This window comes from Novosphingobium sp. BL-S-24 (assembly GCF_055521575.1).
In genome coordinates this window covers 1,649,671-1,666,985 of record NZ_CM145488.1, presented here as the reverse complement: position 1 = coordinate 1,666,985, position 17,315 = coordinate 1,649,671, and the positions used below count along the sequence as shown (strand labels likewise).

The following is a 17,315-nucleotide window of genomic DNA, read 5'->3' as shown; positions in this document are numbered from 1 at the left end:
ATCCTAAATCTTATTCTGCTGCGACCGAGGCGGCTTCCAGGCGTTCCGCCTCCTGCTGGCGCAGGGCCTTGGCATAATCGCGCGGCATCACCTTGACGAACTTGCCCAGCGTGTTCGACCAGTCGTCGAGCAAGGCACGTGCGCGTTTGGAGCCGGTGTGCAGGTGGTGGCGTTCGAGCAGGATGCGCAGGCGTTCCGCGTCGTGACGCAGCGGATCGCCCATGCCAAGGTCGGTGACCGAGACGGTGCGCTGTTGCGGACGGCCGGTGCCTTCGTCCTCCTCGGCATCCGGCGCGATGCGGATGAGGTCCACCATCGATCCGTTGACCAGCTGTTCGAACTGACCGTCCTCGTCATAGACATAGGCGATGCCGCCGGACATGCCTGCCGCAAAGTTGCGGCCGGTCTTGCCCAGCACCGTCACCACGCCGCCGGTCATGTACTCGCAGCCGTGATCGCCGCAGCCTTCGACGACCGCGATGGCGCCCGAGTTGCGGACGGCGAACCGTTCACCGCCCACGCCGTTGAAGAACGCTTCGCCGGAAATCGCGCCGTAGAGCACGGTGTTGCCGACGATGATGTTCTTGGTGGGATCGCGATCGACATGGCCGGGCTGGCGCACGATCACGCGGCCGCCGGACAGGCCCTTGCCGACATAGTCGTTGGCATCGCCCGTCAGGTCCAGCGTCACGCCATGGGCAAGCCAGGCGGCGAAGCTCTGGCCGGCGACGCCGGTCAGCTTCACGTTGATCGTGTTGTCCGGCAGGCCCGCATGGCCATACCGCTTCGCCACTTCGCCCGACAGCATCGCGCCGACCGTGCGGTTGACATTGATGATGGGCTTTTCGATGCGCACGGCCTCGCGGTGTTCGAGAGCGCTGGTCGAGGCGGCGATCAGCTGGTTGTCGAGCGCATGCTCCAACCCGTGATCCTGCGTCTGCGACCAGTTGAGCGACGGGCTGTCACCCAGCGGCACCTGATGGAGCAGCTTCGACAGATCGACGCCCTTGGCCTTCCAGTGCTGGACCGCGCGCTTCATGTTCAGGCGATCGACTCGGCCGACCATCTCGGGGATGGTGCGGAAGCCCAGCTCGGCCATGATCGCGCGCAGTTCTTCGGCGACGAAGAAGAAGTAGTTGATCACGTGCTCAGGCTGGCCGGTGAAGCGGCTGCGCAGGACCGGGTCCTGCGTGGCCACGCCCACCGGGCAGGTGTTGAGGTGGCACTTGCGCATCATGATGCAGCCTGCCGCGATCAGCGGGGCGGTGGCGAAACCGAACTCGTCGGCGCCAAGCAGCGCCGCCACGGCAACGTCGCGACCGGTGCGCAGGCCGCCGTCGGCCTGTACCACCACGCGGCTGCGCAAGTTGTTGAGCAGCAGCGTCTGCTGGGTTTCGGCCAGACCGATTTCCCACGGCGAGCCCGCGTGCGTCAGCGACGTCAGCGGCGACGCGCCGGTGCCGCCTTCGTAGCCGGAGATCGTGATGTGGTCCGCACGCGCTTTGGAAACGCCTGCCGCCACGGTGCCAACGCCCACTTCGGACACCAGCTTGACCGAGACCCGGCTGGTCGGATTCACATTCTTCAGATCGTGAATGAGCTGCGCGATGTCTTCGATCGAGTAGATATCATGGTGCGGCGGCGGGCTGATGAGGCCGACACCCGGGGTCGAGTGGCGGGTGGCGCCGATCGTGCGGTCCACCTTGTCACCGGGCAACTGGCCGCCTTCGCCGGGCTTTGCACCCTGCGCCATCTTGATCTGGATGTCGTCGGCGTTGACGAGGTATTCGGTGGTGACGCCAAAGCGGCCCGATGCGACCTGCTTGATCGACGAGCGCATCGAATCGCCGTTTTCCAGCGCCTTGAACCGCTTCGGATCCTCGCCGCCTTCGCCGGTGTTGGACTTGCCGCCGATGCGGTTCATCGCAAGCGCCAGCGTGGTGTGTGCTTCCCAGCTGATCGAGCCGTAGCTCATCGCGCCAGTGGCGAACCGCTTGACGATGTCGCTTGCCGGTTCGACTTCCTCCAGCGGGATCGACTGGCCGGGCACGAATTCCATCAGGCCCCGGATCGTGAGCATGCGCTCCGACTGGTCGTTGATGGTCTGCGCGAATTCCTTGTACTTTTCAGGGACGTTACCGCGCACGGCGTGCTGCAGCAGGCCGATGTTGGTGCTGGTCCAGGCGTGTTCCTCGCCGCGCACACGCGCGCCGTAGATGCCGCCCACGTCCAGCATGTTCTTGTAGATCGGGTCGTCACCATAGGCAGCCACGTGGCGGCGCACGGTTTCTTCCGCGATTTCCAGCAGGCCTGCGCCCTCGATCGTGGTGGACGTGCCGGTGAAGTACTTGTCGACGAACGCCGTGGTCAGGCCCACCGCGTCGAAGATCTGCGCGCCGCAGTACGACTGGTAGGTGGAGATGCCCATCTTGGACATGACCTTACGGATGCCCTTGCCGATGGCGTAGACATAGTTCTTCGCTGCCTGATCCGCCGAGACGGGCAGGTTCTTGCGCACGCGGATCGCCTCGATCGTCTCGAGCGCAAGGTAGGGGTTGATCGCTTCCGCGCCATAGCCCGCCAGAGCGCAGAAGTGGTGCACTTCGCGCGCTTCGCCGGTTTCGACGACAAGGCCGGTCTGCATGCGCAGGCCCTGCCGGACGAGGTGATGGTGCACCGCCGCCGTCGCCAGCAGAGCGGGCATCGGGATGCGGTTCGGACCTTGCGCACGGTCGGACAGGATCAGGATGTTCTTGTCCGCCAGCACCGCCTCGGTCGCGGCCCAGCACATTTCCTTGATGGCCTGCTCAAGACCTTCGGCCCCGGACTTGGCATCCCAGGTCATGTCGATCGTGCCGGTGCGGAACGCGCCGTCGAGCGCGGCTTCCACCGAGCGGATCTTGGCCAGGCCAAGGTCGGTCAGGATCGGCTGGCTTACTTCCAGGCGCTTGTGCGTGCCGGCATCGTGGCCCAGCAGGTTGGGGCGCGGGCCGACCATCGTCACCAGGCTCATCACCAGTTCCTCGCGGATCGGGTCGATCGGCGGGTTGGTGACCTGGGCGAAGTTCTGCTTGAAGTAATCGTAGAGCAGGCGCGACTTGGCGGACAGCACCGGTATCGGCGTGTCGGTGCCCATCGACCCCAAAGGATCGTCGGCGTTCACGGCCATCGGTTCCAGGAAGCGGGAGATGTCTTCCTGGGTATAGCCGAAGGCCTGCTGGCGATCGAGCAGGGTGCCCGTCGCCATCGGCAGCTCGGCCAGTTCCGGCTCGATCACGTCGAGGTCGGCAAGCTTGTACTGCGCCTGGTCGAGCCACTTTTCGTAAGGCTCGGCCTCGGCCAGCTTGGTCTTGATTTCCTCGTCCTCGATGATGCGACCTTCCTCGAAGTCGATCAGCAGCATGCGGCCGGGCTGGAGGCGCCACTTGCGCACGATGTTGTCTTCCTTGATCGGAAGAACGCCGCTTTCGGACGCCATGACGCACAAGTCGTCGTCCGTGACGAGGAAGCGCGCAGGCCGCAAGCCGTTGCGATCCAGCGTGGCGCCGATCTGGCGGCCGTCGGTGAAGGCGACGGCGGCAGGGCCGTCCCACGGCTCCATCAGCGCGGCGTGGTATTCGTAGAACGCGCGGCGTTCCGCCGTCATCAGCGGGTTGCCGGACCATGCCTCGGGTATGAGGATCATCATCGCGTGGGCGAGCGAATAGCCGCCGGCAAGCAGCAGTTCGAACGCGTTGTCGAGGCAGGCGGTGTCCGACTGGCCATGCGGGATCAGCGGCCACATCTTGTCCAGATCGGCGCCGAGCAGCTCGCTTTCCATGGTGCGGCGGCGGGCGTTCATCCAGTTCACGTTGCCGCGAACGGTGTTGATTTCACCGTTGTGCGCCATGAAGCGGAACGGATGCGCCAGCTTCCAGCTTGGGAACGTGTTGGTCGAGAACCGCTGGTGGACAAGTCCGAGCGCTGACACGAATTCCGGGTTGCGCAGATCGTCGTAGAACGAGCCGACCTGCGTTGCCAGCAGCAGCCCCTTGTACACGATCGTGCGGCTGGAGAAGCTGGGCATGTACAGTTCGGTCAGGCCGGGCAGGTCATGCTTGACGGCCAAGGCCTGAAGCGGGTTCTGGGTCTGCTTGCGGATCGCCAGGATCTTGCGCTCGAACGCGTCCTGATCGGCGCAGTTCTCGCCGCGTCCGACGAAGCACTGGCGGATGACCGGCATCGATTCGAGCACGGTCTTGCCAAGGCCGTCGATCGTCACCGGCACATCACGCCAGCCGATCAGATGCTGGCCTTCCTTGTTGATGAACTTTTCGAAGGTGGCGACAATGAAGTCCTGCGCCGCCTTGTCCTGCGGCAGGAAGCACATGGCGACGGCATAGTCGCCCGCAGCCGGCAGTTCCACGCTGGCGCCATTGGCCCAGGTGCGGAAAAGCTGGTCGGGAATCTGGGTAAGGATACCTGCGCCGTCACCCAGCAACGGGTCGGCGCCCACCGCCCCGCGGTGGTCGATGTTTTTCAAAATTTCCAGCGCCTGGGTAATGATCGCGTGGTTTTTCTGGCCTTTGATATGGGCGACGAAGCCCACGCCACAGGCGTCATGTTCATTGCGCGCGTCATAAAGGCCCTGGGGCTTAGGAAATCCCATCGATATCAACCCATCCTGTCGTTTTTTTGGCCGAGGTTCACCGGACATACCCGCTGGCGCGTACGAATCGTGCGACGACCCCACGCGACAAAGTGACCCCACGGTCCCCATGACGATTGAGGGACGGTTTTGCAACTGCGATGAGGGGAGTTGCGCAGGAATGAATGCCTGAATGCCGAAATTTGAGGCATTTTATTATGGCGAAACCCCGCCCGGGCAATCGCCGGACGGGGTTCAAGGTGTTTGTGGCCGCGTGTGCGCTGCGATCAGGTTGGTTAGATCAGGCGGCGCCGCTCATCCGCTGGAGCGTGGCAAGCGCGTCACGAAGGGCGCGCTCGTTCGCTTCCTGCGCGGTGGAGGCGGGGGCATCGAACAGGCGCTCTGCCGGTTCGGGCGCAGCCTGGATCGTTTCGCCTTCATCCGCAACAGGAGTCGCCAGCGTGGGGCGGGCGAATGGAAGGGCGGTGGAGGTGTCGGTTCCGAGCATGTCCTGCGCGGGTTCGTGATCGACGGTGTCGTCGTGCGCTTCATCGGCGCGGACGAAGTGGGCCGACGACTGGCGCGACAGGTTCAGGAGGGAGGAGTAGCCCTGTTCCAGAACACCATCGTCCTCGTCATCGCCGGAGTCCTGCACCGTGAACGGGCTGAGCGGGAAGGGAGCGGGGTTGAAGGCGGCATGCACGTCGCCCTCTTTATCCGATTCGAACGTGGTATCGACGGCGGTCAGGCCGATGTGGCGCGGCGGCAGGTAGCCCGGCAGCGCCTCGTCGTGGAACTCCGCCTCATCGGCGGCACCGAAGCCGACCGGACGCAGGGCTGCAGGGACCACGGCGGGTTGATCTGTTGCCTCGTCTTCCTCGGCCTCGACGATTGTCTCGATCGTTGCCTCCGGCGCCACGACGCTGTCGATTAACGGAGTGAGGAACGGCGCGGGTGCGGCGAATGGCGGGGGTGTCAGCGTTTCGAACGATGATGGCGCATCGTCTTCGGAGCGCGGCGCCACTTCGCGCAGTGGCGTGAATTCGGCGACGATAGGTTCTGGCATATACGCCGCCGCTGCAGCGGCTTCGGTTGCGCGGCGGGCTTCCTCGCGGCGCATCGCCATCGCATGGGCCAGGCGTTCGAGCAGTTCGACAGGCGACAGATCGTCAAGATCGGCGTCGGCGATCCAGTTGGAGGCACGGGGGCGGGGTGCTTCGACAGGAGCCTCGTCCTCAGCCTGTGGCATGGGTTCGGCCTGCGCAAAGGGTTCCGGCTGCGTTTCCGGTTCGACATCGTCGTTCACCGCTTCAACCGGCTCTACCCATTCAGCGGCCACTGGCTCTGGTTCGAAGCGCTGCTCCGTAGAGTCCGGCACGGCATGCAGGCGCGGCAGCGACTGGAAGCCGGGGCGGGCAGGCTCGGCATCGTCTTCGCGCGAGTATGCTTCGAACAGGCGGCTGGCGAATGGCGGGGGCGCGGCGGCCTCCGTCGTTTCTTCGTCCAGTTCGGCCACGATGTCGGGGTTGGTGATGTGGGCCTGAAAAACCTGCTGGAATGGCGCCGGCCCTTCAGCGTCGTGGCGCGGCGTTTCCGCTTCGAGCCAGGCGGGCAGGGCAAGATCATCGTCGGCAATGCTGATTTCGCGCGCGACGGGTGCTGGGCGGAAAGCAGGCGAAGGCTCGGGCTGGTCGAAATGATCGATGTCGAATTCGGCGACGTTCAGGATTTGCGGATCGACAGCGGGCATCGGCGCGCGTTCTTCGGCGGCCGGCGCTTCGTCCTGCTCCTGGGTATCCAGCGCCAGCGCGCGGCGACGGCCGGGAAGGCGACCGCCTGGCTTCAAGATCTCGGCCTGTTCCTCTTCCACGGGAGCGTCGCTGACGGCTTCGGCTTCGGCCGCGGCTTCTGACTCGATAGCGGCAGCGGCATCCATAGAGATACGCTCGGGCGCGCGGGGCGTACCGGCGGCACGGCGAGCGATCACGAGGCCGATCGCCGCGCCGATCGCGGTCATCCCCAGCGCCAGCATGATGCGCATCGTGGAACCTAGCGGGGGCGCTGCCATCGGCAGGACCTTATCGATGCCGGTCGCGATTACCAGCCCTTCTATCGCTGACGGGCTGACGGCAATGCTGGCAAGGCCGAACAGCGCACCGACCCACAGGGCCACGATCACGGGGAACAGCGGGTGACGGCTGATCGGCTCTGCGCCAGCTTTTCTGCGTTCTTGCTCGGCCACTGATCTTACCCCGTGTTATCTTTCAGGCTGGGTGAGTCGCTGCGAAGGCCTTTAGCACTTCAGGCTGCATCCCTTAGCCCACTTTGAGCATCTTGTGCTGCCAGCATTTGGTAAACGAGAGGATAACGAGCCGCGTTTCGCGCCCAATCGTGGCTGTTTTCAACGTGTTTGCGCCCTTCGCGGCGGTAAGCGTCCCACGAATCACGCTGTTCCAGCAGCCGGGCCAGAGCATCGGCGCACGAGTCGGCATCGTCGGGAGCGAACAGGACTCCGGTGCTGCCGTCGCTCACCAGTTCGCGGTGGCCGCCCACGTCGCTCGCGGCGACGAGCTTGCCCTGCGCCATCGCTTCCAGGGGTTTCAGCGGCGTGACAAGGTCCGTCAGGCGGCTGCGTTTGCGCGGATAGGCCATGACATCGCACAGCGCATAATAACGATCGACTTCATGATGCGGCACTCGTCCGATGAAGCGGATCGCCGAGGCGGCGGGAGAGGCTGCAGCCTGTGCTTGCAGCGCATCCTCCCGTGGACCGCCGCCCACCAGCAGCAGCCGCGCTTCGGGCTGACGAGCGAGCAAACGCGGCATCGCCTCGATCAGGATATCCAGCCCCTCGTAATCGTAGAAGCTGCCGATGAAGCCGATCACCGGGACGGAATCGCCGTCCGCCGTGGTGAAGCCCAGTTCGCGCGCCAGTTCGGGATCGCGGGGCAAGGGCTGGCCGAACAGCTCAAGGTCCACGCCATTGGGCATGACGGTGATCTTGGCGGGGGGCGTCCCGCGCGCGATCAGGTCCTGGCGCAGGCCGTCGCAGATCGTCACCACCGCGTCGGCGTTTCGCACGACGTGGCTCTCCATCATGCGAGTAAGGCGGTACTTCAGCGAATTGTGCGTGCCGGTCCCATTGCCTACGGCGGCATCCTCCCAAAAAGCGCGGATTTCATAGACCAGCGGGATCTTGTGGCGGCGCGCCACGCGCAAGGCAGCCTGCCCGCACAGGACCGGCGAGTGGGCATGAATCACGTCCGGCCGCCAGTCTCGCACCACGCGCTCTATGCCTTTGGCCAGCATCCCGATTTCCCGCCATTCGCGCAGGCCCGGCGGGCCGGAGGGGCTGCCGGTCGAGCGGTGGAAGATCAGGCCGTCATGGTCCTCTGGACCGCGCGCCGGGTCATCCCCCACCACGTTGTAGCGTGGGCCGGTAACGCCGCGCACGTCCAGACCCAACGCCGTCTGTGCCTTCAGGATGGCGCGGGTGCGAAAGGTGTAGCCGCTATGGATCGGCAGCGAGTGGTCTAGTACATGGAGGATGCGGGTCATGGCCGCATTGCTTAGTCTGCAACGCTTAACGCGCCGTCAACCCCGTCTCTCTATCGCTGGTCCACCATGGTCGACATTCTCGCCCTCGCCCTGTCACACGGACTGCTGCTTCTGGCTGCATGGCGACTGCTGTGGCGGCCCGAACTGGACGTGGAGCCGCGCCGCGAACTGCAACCGCCGCCGCCTGCGAAAACCGATCGCCCTCCGATGCGGCGCGCTCCGAGGACGATGAAACTGCCGTCCCGCCCCGAATCCGAATCGGACGGTGATGCTTAATCTGGGGCTGACGGGCTTTTTCGTAAGCCTGATCCTGCTGGGGTTCCGCCGCCCGTTTATCTGGGTGCTGTGCTATCTGTATGTCGACATCGTCGCGCCGCAGATCATCTCGTGGGGCTTCCTTACGCAGCTGCCGACATCGCTGATTGCCTTCGCCGCCGCGTTCCTCGGCTGGGTCGTGTTCGACGACAAGACCGATTCGCGATTCACCTGGCGACAGGCCCTGATCGGGCTGTTGCTTCTGTACTGCGCGGTGACCACGTATCGTGCCGACTATCCGGTGGAGGCGCTGACCAAGTGGGGCTGGGTGTGGAAAGCGCTGGTTTTCGCGCTGTTCCTGCCGCTCACCTTGCGTACGCGGCTGCGGATCGAGGCGGTTGCGCTGGCGATGGTGCTTTCGGCCAGCGCGCTGATTATCGACGGCGGGATCAAGACGGCGATGGGCGGGGGCGGCTATGGCACGCTGCGCATCTTCGTGGAGAACAACACCGGCCTGTACGAAGGCTCGATCCTGTCATGCGTGGCCATTGCGCTGATTCCCGTGGCCGTCTGGCTGGCGCGGCATGGGGCGATATTCCCGCCCGACTGGCGCGTGTGGAGTTTCACTGCCGCCCTTATCTTCGCCTGCGCGCTGATCCCGATCGGAACGCAGGCGCGCACCGGGCTGGTGTGCCTGGCGATACTTTGTGCGCTGTATTTGCGCACGGCGCGGCACCGCATCCTGATCTCGGCCGGGATGGCTCTGGCGGTGGTGGTCGTGCTGCCGTTCCTGCCGCAATCGTTCCTCGCGCGGATGAACACGATCGAGGATCATAAGTCCGACCAGTCCGCCAGCACCCGAATCGGGGTGTGGAAATGGACGATGGCCTACGCCAAGGACCATCCCTTCGGCGGTGGCTTTGAAGTCTACCTGTCCAGCAAGGTCTCTTACGATACCGTGTCGCGCCAGAAAGTGGGCGATACCGTCTCCGTCGTGAAGACGAAGGTGGTCGAGGAAGGCCGCGCTTTCCACTCCAGCTATTTCGAGATGCTGGGAGAGCAGGGTTATCCCGGCCTGGCCCTGTGGCTTCTGCTGCAGGTATCAGGGTTGATCCAGATGGAGCTGATTCGCCGCCGTTGGAAGAATCGGACCGATCCCGACGAATCATGGGTGGCCCCGCTGGCCGTTGCCCTGCAACTGGCGCAGGTGGTCTATCTGATCGGCTCGCTGTTCGTCGGCATCGCATTCCAGCCGTTCATCCTGATGCTGATCGGCCTGCAGTGCGGCTTGTGGAGTTACCTCAAGCGCATTTCGCAGCCTTTGCCGCAGCCCCGCAAGGCGCGGCAGACGATGCAGGTGCCCGCGCAAACCGCCGCGTAGCAAAAGCAGCGCGAAGTACTTTGCCAATTCTTTGCAGCCATCCTTAACATTAACCAGACTTGGTCGTTATCGACTGCAATGGCGCAAAAGGTGCGCCACACGCAGTGACTTGCCCGCCGAGTTATCTATGCAACATTTTACGGGTGGCACCTGCGTTTACGGCAAATTAACCTTTAACCTTCATAGGTCATATGGTTAATACACGGCAATGTCCGCCAAGCCCGCGCAAGCGCCGGGGACATGGGGCTAGAAGGAAAAGACCCAATGCGAGTGCTGCTGATCGAGGATGAACCGACCACGGCCCGGGCTATCGAGCTCATGCTGACGGCGGAAGGCTTTAATGTCTATTCTACCGACCTGGGCGAGGAAGGCCTCGATCTGGGCAAGCTGTACGATTACGACATCATCCTGCTCGACCTGAACCTTCCCGACATGCACGGGTATGACGTGCTCAAGAAACTGCGCGTCGCCAAAGTGCAGACGCCGGTGCTGATCCTGTCGGGCATTTCGGAAATGGACAGCAAGGTCCGCTCGTTCGGCTTTGGCGCCGACGATTACGTGACCAAGCCGTTCCACCGCGAAGAACTGATCGCCCGCATCCACGCCGTGGTGCGCCGCTCGAAGGGTCACTCGCAGTCGGTCATCCGCACCGGCAAGCTGGTCGTCAACCTTGATGCCAAGACGGTCGAAGTCGATGGCGCCCGCGTCCACCTGACCGGCAAGGAATACGCGATGCTGGAACTGCTCAGCTTGCGCAAGGGCACCACGCTGACCAAGGAAATGTTCCTCAACCACCTGTACGGCGGGATGGACGAACCGGAACTCAAGATCATCGACGTGTTCATCTGCAAGCTGCGCAAAAAGCTGGCCCATGCCTGCGGCGGCGCGAATTACATCGAAACCGTCTGGGGCCGCGGCTATGTCCTGCGCGATCCAGACGAGGCTGCCGAAGCGGCCTGATCCCCTTTCAGATACCCTGCACCCCTTGCAGGATCAGGCGGCCTGCCCCCACCGGGGCGGGCCGTTTGGTTTTCTGATGACATTCTGGATGTGGTTGGTTCGGCTAGACAGTTGCGCTGCGCAACTTCTCCACCTTCGCCTCCCGCGCGGATTGACCTGAGCGCCTGCCAATGCCAGTGGCGCGCGCCATGACGGCACACAAACCCGGCGATCCGACCACGCTCAACCGCCTCTATGGCCGCGCCAAGGGCAAGCCCCTGCGCGCCGGACAGCAGGGGTTGGTCGATGACCTGCTCCCCCGCATTGCCGTGCCTGCCGAGGGTGCGGTCACGACGGACGTGCTGTTCGGCGACAATCGCCCGTTGCATTTCGAGATCGGCTTCGGCGGCGGGGAGCACATGGCGTTCCGCGCTGATCTGCTGCCGGATCACGGTTTCATCGGTGCCGAGCCGTTCCTCAACGGCGTGGCGCAGGCGCTGCTTCACGTCAGCGGCGATAACGGCGCGCACCCGCCCATCGGCAACGTGCGGATCCATCATGGCGATGCGCTCGAAGTGCTGTCGCGCATTCCAGACGGGTCGCTGTCATTCCTCTATCTTCTCCACCCGGATCCCTGGCCGAAGGCGCGCCATGCCAAGCGGCGGATGATGAACGATGGCCCGGTGAACATGTTCGCCGCCAAGCTGAAGCCTGGCGGCGAGTTCCGCTTTGGCACCGACCATGCCGTCTACGTTCGCCATGCGCTGATGGTGATGCAGCGCCACACCGACCAGTTCGAGTGGCTATGCGACAAGCCCCGCGATTTTCAGGTGCGCCCTGGCGGCTGGCCTGAAACGCGGTACGAGAACAAGGCGCGCACGGTCTACGGCCACGAGGTGTGGTACTTCCGCTATCGACGCAAGTAAGCTGCGCGGGCAAGGAACCGCCGGGTTCGCCGCGCCGTTATCTCCTGCGAAGGAGAATTCCCATGACCGAACGTCCCGACGACCTCGCGCCCGAGACTTTCAATGACGAGCAGGAAGAGGAAGACACTCAGGCACAGTCGGTAGCCGATGGCGCGAATGGTCGTTCCACCAGCAATGCCGGCCTGGGCGACACCGAAAAGGTGAAGGGTGGCATCCAGGACGAGGATGACATCACCGACATCGTCGATCACATGAACCAGATGGAAACCAGCGGCGCCATCGACATGTCCGCCTACGACGGCGAAGAGACGATGGACGATCTGGAAGGGCGCTATGGCAAGCGCAATGCCGCTGATGACGAGTTCGCCGACGACGATAGCTGATGAGCGGGCGGGGCGGTGCTACTTGGTATCCGCCCCCGCGTTCAGCAGTTGCGCTACCTGCCGGGCAGCATCGACATTCACCGCCGGATCGTCCTTTTCATCGGGAGAGGGGACCGAGCAATAGGCGGTAAGGAGTACGCCCGCCGACCAGAACAGCGCATTCCATCGGCTGCGGAATACGGTTGAGATTTTGGGTCCGATCATTGCGCCATGATACGCGCCGATCCTTAAGGTTCGTTACCCGCCTCACGCTTCAGATCGTACAGCATTTCCAGCGCGTCGCGCGGGGCAAGGGCATCGACATCCATCTCGCGAAGTTTGTCCCTCAAGCTATCGCACTGCGTTTCGCGGGTTTCCTGAGCGGCGGCAAACAGCGGCAAGTCGCCCAATCCCGCTGCCAGCCCTCCGGTTTCCGCCCGGCCTTTCTCCAGCTTATCCAGCACCGACTTCGCCCGGCTGATAACTTTGGGAGGAACCCCGGCTAGGCGCGCAACGGCAAGCCCATAACTGCGATCGGCTGGACCGTCGGCAAGTTCATGCAACAGGACCAGATCGCCTTTCCACTCCCGCGCCCGGACATGATGAAGCGACAGCGCTTCGCAGGTTTCGGCCAACCGTGCGAGTTCGTGGTAGTGCGTGGCGAACAGGCATCGGCAGCGATTGGTTTCGTGCACTGCCTCAGCCACCGCCCAGGCGAGCGCCAGTCCGTCGTAGGTCGATGTGCCACGCCCCACTTCGTCGAGAATCACGAAGCTGCGTGCCGTGGCCTGGGCGAGAATGGCGGCGGTCTCCACCATCTCGACCATGAAGGTGGAGCGCCCGCGCGCAAGGTTGTCCGACGCACCGACCCGGCTGAACAGGCGATCGACCATCCCGATCCGCGCCGACTTTGCCGGCACGAATCCCCCGGCCTGAGCCAGCAGCACGATCAGCGCATTCTGGCGCAGAAAGGTGGATTTGCCGCCCATGTTGGGGCCGCCGATCAGCCACAGCCGATCATGAGTCGCAAGGCGGCAGTCGTTGGAGACGAACCTCTCGCCCTGCGCCTTCAGCGCCGCTTCCACCACGGGGTGACGCCCGCCCTCGATGTCGAGAGAGATGCCGTCCACTACTTGCGGGCGGGTCCAACCGCCTTCCGCCGCCCGTTCCGCCTGTCCGGCCGCCACGTCGATTCGGGCAAGTGCGGCGGCGGTGCGGGCAATCGACTGGCGGGCGGCGACAGCCAGAGCCACCAGTTCCTCGAAATGCGATTCCTCGGCCGCCAGCGCATGGCCGCCCGCCTCGGTGATCCGGGCCGCCTCCTCGTGCAGGGCCAGCGCGTTGAAACGCATGGCCCCGGCCATCGTCTGGCGATGGGTGAAGCCGCATTGCGGCTCCATCAGCTTGTCGGCATGGCGCTGCGGCACTTCGATGAAGTATCCCAGCACGTTGTTGTGCTTGATCTTGAGCGAAGGGGTCGCAGTTTCCTCGCGATAGCGGGCTTCCAGCGCAGCGATGGCGCGGCGGGCGTTGCCGGACATGACCCGCAGTTCGTCCAGCGCGGCATCGTATCCGCTGGCGATGTATCCGCCCTGTCCACGCTCGGTCGGCGGCGTTTCCACCAGCGCGCGGGTGAGGTGGTCGATCAGCGAAGAGTGGCCGCCAAGATCGGGCGTCAGCCGATCCAGGAGCACCGGCACGCCATTCAGCGTCGCCAGTCGGTCCGCGATGCGGCGCGCGCCCGAAAGTCCGTCGCGTAACTGCCCCAGATCGCGCGGTGATCCGCGCCCGGCAACGATCCGGCCCAAGGCTCGACCGACATCGGGCAGGGCGCGCAAGGCGCTACGCAGATCGTCACGCAACAGCGCGTTATCGTGCAGCCACTCGACTAGCTCCAGCCGTTCGGCAATGGCGATGCGATCGGTAAGCGGCGCGGACAGGTCGTCCGCCAGCTGACGCGCGCCGGCGCCGGTGACGCAGCGGTCTATGGCGTCGATCAAGCTGCCTTTGCGGCCACCTTGCGCCGATTCAAGGATTTCCAGACTGGCCCGGGTCGCCTCGTCCATCGCCAGCGTCGCGTCCCCGGCGCGCGCTTCGGGCGGGAGCAGCAGCGGCAGATTGCCGCGCCCGACGTGGTCGAGATAGGCGATAAGACCGCCGACCGCCGCCAGCATGGGACGCGAGAACGCGCCGAACCCGTCCAGCGTGGCGACCCCGTGAATCAGCTTCAACCGAGCTTCGCCACCGTCCGACGAAAATTCATGTGCGGATCGCGCGATCCCTCTTTCCGGGGCATCGCCCCAGCCATCAGGCACCACCAGCTCGCTCGCGCCAAGCCGGGCCAATGCTGCCGAAAGACGGTCCGGCGCGCACTCCTCCAGTTCCATTCGCCCTGTAGAAATGTCGCAGGCGGCGATACCGATCACGCCGCGCACCTCGCAGGCGGCGGCCAGCACGTTCGCGCGCCTCGGCTCCAGCAACGCTTCCTCGGTCAGCGTACCGGCGGTGACGAACCGCACGATGTCGCGCGCAACCAGTGCCTTGGACCCGCCGCGCTTCTTGGCCTGCGCCGGGGTTTCCGTCTGTTCCGCAATGGCGACCCGGCATCCTGCCTTGATCAATCGCGCCAGGTATCCTTCGGCCGCATGGACCGGGACGCCGCACATCGGGATCGGCTGGCCCTGATGTTCGCCACGTGTCGTCAGCGCGATGTCGAGAATTTGCGCGGCTGCCTTGGCATCATCAAAGAACAGTTCGAAAAAGTCGCCCATGCGGTAGAACAGCAGGCAGTCGTCGGCCTGCTCGCGCAAGGCGAGGTACTGGGCCATCATCGGAGTCGCGCTGGCAGTCATGGCTTCCGCGTTAGCGGGGCGGGCATTGGTAAGGGAAGCGTCCCACCGCGCCTTTCCCCTATCGCGTCGCGTCAACTTTCGGTAGTGGGCCAGGCGCAACCGGGAGATTTACGTTTGTCCGAAAAGAGCAAGGTGCAGTTCACCGACCGTGAAGCGCTGTTTTACCACCAGACGATTCGTCCCGGTAAGATCGAGATCATCGCGTCGAAACCGATGGCCACGCAGCGTGACCTCAGCCTTGCCTATTCGCCCGGCGTCGCCGTTCCGGTGCAGGCCATCGCCGACGATCCCGGCACGGCGTACGACTATACCGCCAAGGGCAACCTCGTCGCGGTGATTTCCAACGGCACCGCGATCCTTGGCATGGGCAACCTCGGCGCGCTGGCATCCAAGCCGGTGATGGAAGGCAAGGCCGTGCTGTTCAAGCGCTTTGCCGACGTCGATTCGATCGACATCGAACTCGCGAGCGAGGACACCGAGGCCCTGATCGAGGCCATCGCCATGATGGAGCCGAGCTTCGGCGGCATCAATCTGGAAGATATCAAGGCGCCGGAATGCTTCATCATCGAGCAGGCTCTGCGCGAGCGCATGAACATTCCCGTCATGCACGACGATCAGCACGGCACCGCCATTATTGCGGCGGCAGGCCTGATCAACGCCTGCCTCATCACCGGGCGCAAGCTGGATGAGGTCAAGGTCGTGGTGAACGGCGCGGGCGCATCGGCGCTTGCCTGCACTTCACTGATCAAGTCGATGGGCGTGCGCCACGAAAACGTGCTGGTCTGCGATACCAAGGGCGTGATCTATCCTGGACGTGAGCGGGTCGATCAGTTCAAGTCCGCGCATGCGGTCACCACCGATCGGCGTACTCTGGCCGAAGCTATCGTCGGCGCGGACGTGGTGCTGGGCCTGTCGGCCAAGGGCGCAATCACGCCGGACATGGTCAAGCAGATGGCGCCCGAGCCGATCATCTTTGCGATGGCGAACCCGGACCCCGAAATTACGCCGCCGGAAGCCAAAGCGGTGCGCCCCGATGCGATCGTCGCTACCGGGCGTTCGGACTATCCCAACCAGGTCAACAATGTCTTGGGCTTCCCCTTCATCTTCCGCGGCGCACTTGATGTACGGGCGACCGCGATCAACGAAGAGATGAAGATCGCCGCCGCGCAGGCGATTGCCGAACTGGCGCGCGAGCAGGTGCACGAAGACGTCGCGGCGGCCTACGGCGGCGAGACCCAGGTCTTTGGACGCGATTACATCATCCCCGCGCCGTTCGATCCGCGCCTCATGGAAGTGGTGCCGATGGCGGTCGCTCGTGCGGCCATGGAATCGGGCGTCGCGCAGAAGCCGATCGAGGATTTCGAAGCCTATCGCCATCAGCTCAAGGCGCGCCTCAACCCGACCACGTCGGTGCTGACCCGCGTTTACGAGCAGGTGAAGGCCAACCCCAAGCGCGTCATCTTTGCCGAGGCGGACAACGAAGTGGTCCTGCGCGCGGCGATCCAGTACCGCGATTTCGGTTATGGCGAGCCGGTGCTGGTTGGTCGTACCCAGGTCATCCTGGACAAGATGGCCGAGCTGGGCGTGCCCAACCCGGACAGTTTCCACATCGAAAACTCCATGGTGTCCGAGCACGTCTCGCCCATGGTCGATATGATCTACGAACGGCTGAAGCGGCGCGGATTCCTTCATCGCGACGTACAGCGCATGGTCAACACGGACCGCAACATCTTCGCGTCCGGCCTGCTCAAGCTGGGCGTCGGCGATGCAATGATCACCGGCATGACGCGCCCCTTCGCCCAGTCGATGAAGGAAGTGCGCCGCGTGCTGGACCCGGCGCCGGGCAAGCTGCCGTTCGGCATCCACATGCTGGTGGGCAAGAACCACACCGTGTTCATGGCCGACACCACGATCAACGAGCGCCCGACCGCAGAAGAACTGGCCGTCATCGCCACGGAAACCGCATCGGTTGCGCGCAAGCTGGGCCACGAACCGCGCGTAGCTTTCCTGAGCTATTCCACGTTCGGCAATCCGGCAGGCAAGTGGCTGGATACGACACGCGGGGCGATCCAGATCCTGGATCAGCAACAGCCCGACTTCGAATATGAAGGCGAACTGGCACCGGATGCCGCGCTCAACCGCAAGGTGATGGCGCTCTATCCGTTCAGTCGCTTGTCGGCACCGGCCAACGTGCTGATCATGCCGGGGCTGCAGTCAGCCAACATCTCGGCCAAGCTGCTGCGCGAAATCGGTGGGACCACCACCATCGGGCCGATGCTGCTGGGGATGGAGAAGCCGGTGCAGATCGTACCGATGACCGCCATTGCGCCGGAAGTGCTGACCAGCGCGGTCCTCGCTGCGGCCGGCATCGCGGATTGATCAATTGCGGGGAGGCGAGGGGGTATTTCTCGCGCC

The 17,315-nt window shown here is 64.2% G+C and carries 11 protein-coding genes; 6 read left to right on the top strand and 5 right to left on the bottom strand.

What is annotated here, in order from left to right:
• Window positions 1-10: 10 nt before the first annotated feature.
• The 3 genes from gltB to ACZ1JM_RS13255 all read right to left on the bottom strand — a co-directional run bounded on the left by gltB (window position 11) and on the right by ACZ1JM_RS13255 (window position 8,185).
• Window positions 11-4,648 carry a glutamate synthase large subunit gene (gene gltB / locus ACZ1JM_RS13265; protein WP_465132857.1) on the bottom strand — a complete coding sequence of 1,546 codons (4,638 nt, stop codon included), beginning with the start codon at window positions 4,646-4,648 and terminating at the stop codon, window positions 11-13.
• 280 nt (window positions 4,649-4,928) lie between these two features.
• On the bottom strand, window positions 4,929-6,869 hold the full coding sequence (locus ACZ1JM_RS13260) for a hypothetical protein (RefSeq protein ID WP_465132856.1): 1,941 nt from the start codon (window positions 6,867-6,869) through the stop codon (window positions 4,929-4,931).
• Between the two features lie 59 nt (window positions 6,870-6,928).
• On the bottom strand, window positions 6,929-8,185 hold the full coding sequence (locus ACZ1JM_RS13255) for a TIGR04063 family PEP-CTERM/XrtA system glycosyltransferase (RefSeq protein WP_465132855.1): 1,257 nt from the start codon (window positions 8,183-8,185) through the stop codon (window positions 6,929-6,931).
• 66 nt (window positions 8,186-8,251) lie between these two features.
• Here ACZ1JM_RS13255 and ACZ1JM_RS13250 point away from each other — a divergent pair, with 66 nt between their 5' ends.
• From ACZ1JM_RS13250 to ACZ1JM_RS13230, 5 genes are all read left to right on the top strand, one after another.
• Complete coding sequence (locus ACZ1JM_RS13250) at window positions 8,252-8,461, top strand: hypothetical protein (protein WP_465132854.1); 210 nt, start codon at window positions 8,252-8,254, stop codon at window positions 8,459-8,461.
• Window positions 8,454-9,821 carry a putative O-glycosylation ligase, exosortase A system-associated gene (locus ACZ1JM_RS13245; protein ID WP_465135069.1) on the top strand — a complete coding sequence of 456 codons (1,368 nt, stop codon included), beginning with the start codon at window positions 8,454-8,456 and terminating at the stop codon, window positions 9,819-9,821. The genes ACZ1JM_RS13250 and ACZ1JM_RS13245 overlap by 8 nt, the downstream gene beginning before the upstream one ends.
• Before the next feature lie 264 nt (window positions 9,822-10,085).
• Window positions 10,086-10,781, top strand: coding sequence for a response regulator transcription factor CtrA (ctrA, locus tag ACZ1JM_RS13240; protein WP_007688003.1), 696 nt, complete (start codon window positions 10,086-10,088; stop codon window positions 10,779-10,781).
• A 188-nt stretch (window positions 10,782-10,969) separates the two neighbouring features.
• The gene (gene trmB / locus ACZ1JM_RS13235) at window positions 10,970-11,686 is read left to right on the top strand and encodes a tRNA (guanine(46)-N(7))-methyltransferase TrmB (RefSeq protein WP_465132853.1); all 717 of its coding nucleotides are present in this window, start codon (window positions 10,970-10,972) and stop codon (window positions 11,684-11,686) included.
• Window positions 11,687-11,748: 62 nt separating this feature from the next.
• Window positions 11,749-12,069, top strand: coding sequence for a hypothetical protein (locus tag ACZ1JM_RS13230; RefSeq protein ID WP_465132852.1), 321 nt, complete (start codon window positions 11,749-11,751; stop codon window positions 12,067-12,069).
• 18 nt (window positions 12,070-12,087) lie between these two features.
• Here ACZ1JM_RS13230 and ACZ1JM_RS13225 read toward each other — a convergent pair whose 3' ends face one another.
• Both ACZ1JM_RS13225 and mutS read right to left on the bottom strand, forming a co-directional pair.
• Entirely contained in the window at window positions 12,088-12,273 is a 186-nt protein-coding gene (locus tag ACZ1JM_RS13225) for a hypothetical protein (RefSeq protein WP_465132851.1), read from the bottom strand.
• Window positions 12,274-12,296: 23 nt separating this feature from the next.
• On the bottom strand, window positions 12,297-14,900 hold the full coding sequence (gene mutS / locus ACZ1JM_RS13220; protein ID WP_465132850.1) for a DNA mismatch repair protein MutS: 2,604 nt from the start codon (window positions 14,898-14,900) through the stop codon (window positions 12,297-12,299).
• Window positions 14,901-15,014: 114 nt separating this feature from the next.
• On the opposite strand from mutS, the gene ACZ1JM_RS13215 reads away from it, so the two are divergent.
• Window positions 15,015-17,279: an NADP-dependent malic enzyme gene (locus ACZ1JM_RS13215; RefSeq protein WP_465132849.1), complete on the top strand. Its 2,265-nt coding sequence runs from the start codon at window positions 15,015-15,017 to the stop codon at window positions 17,277-17,279.
• Window positions 17,280-17,315 lie beyond the last annotated feature (36 nt).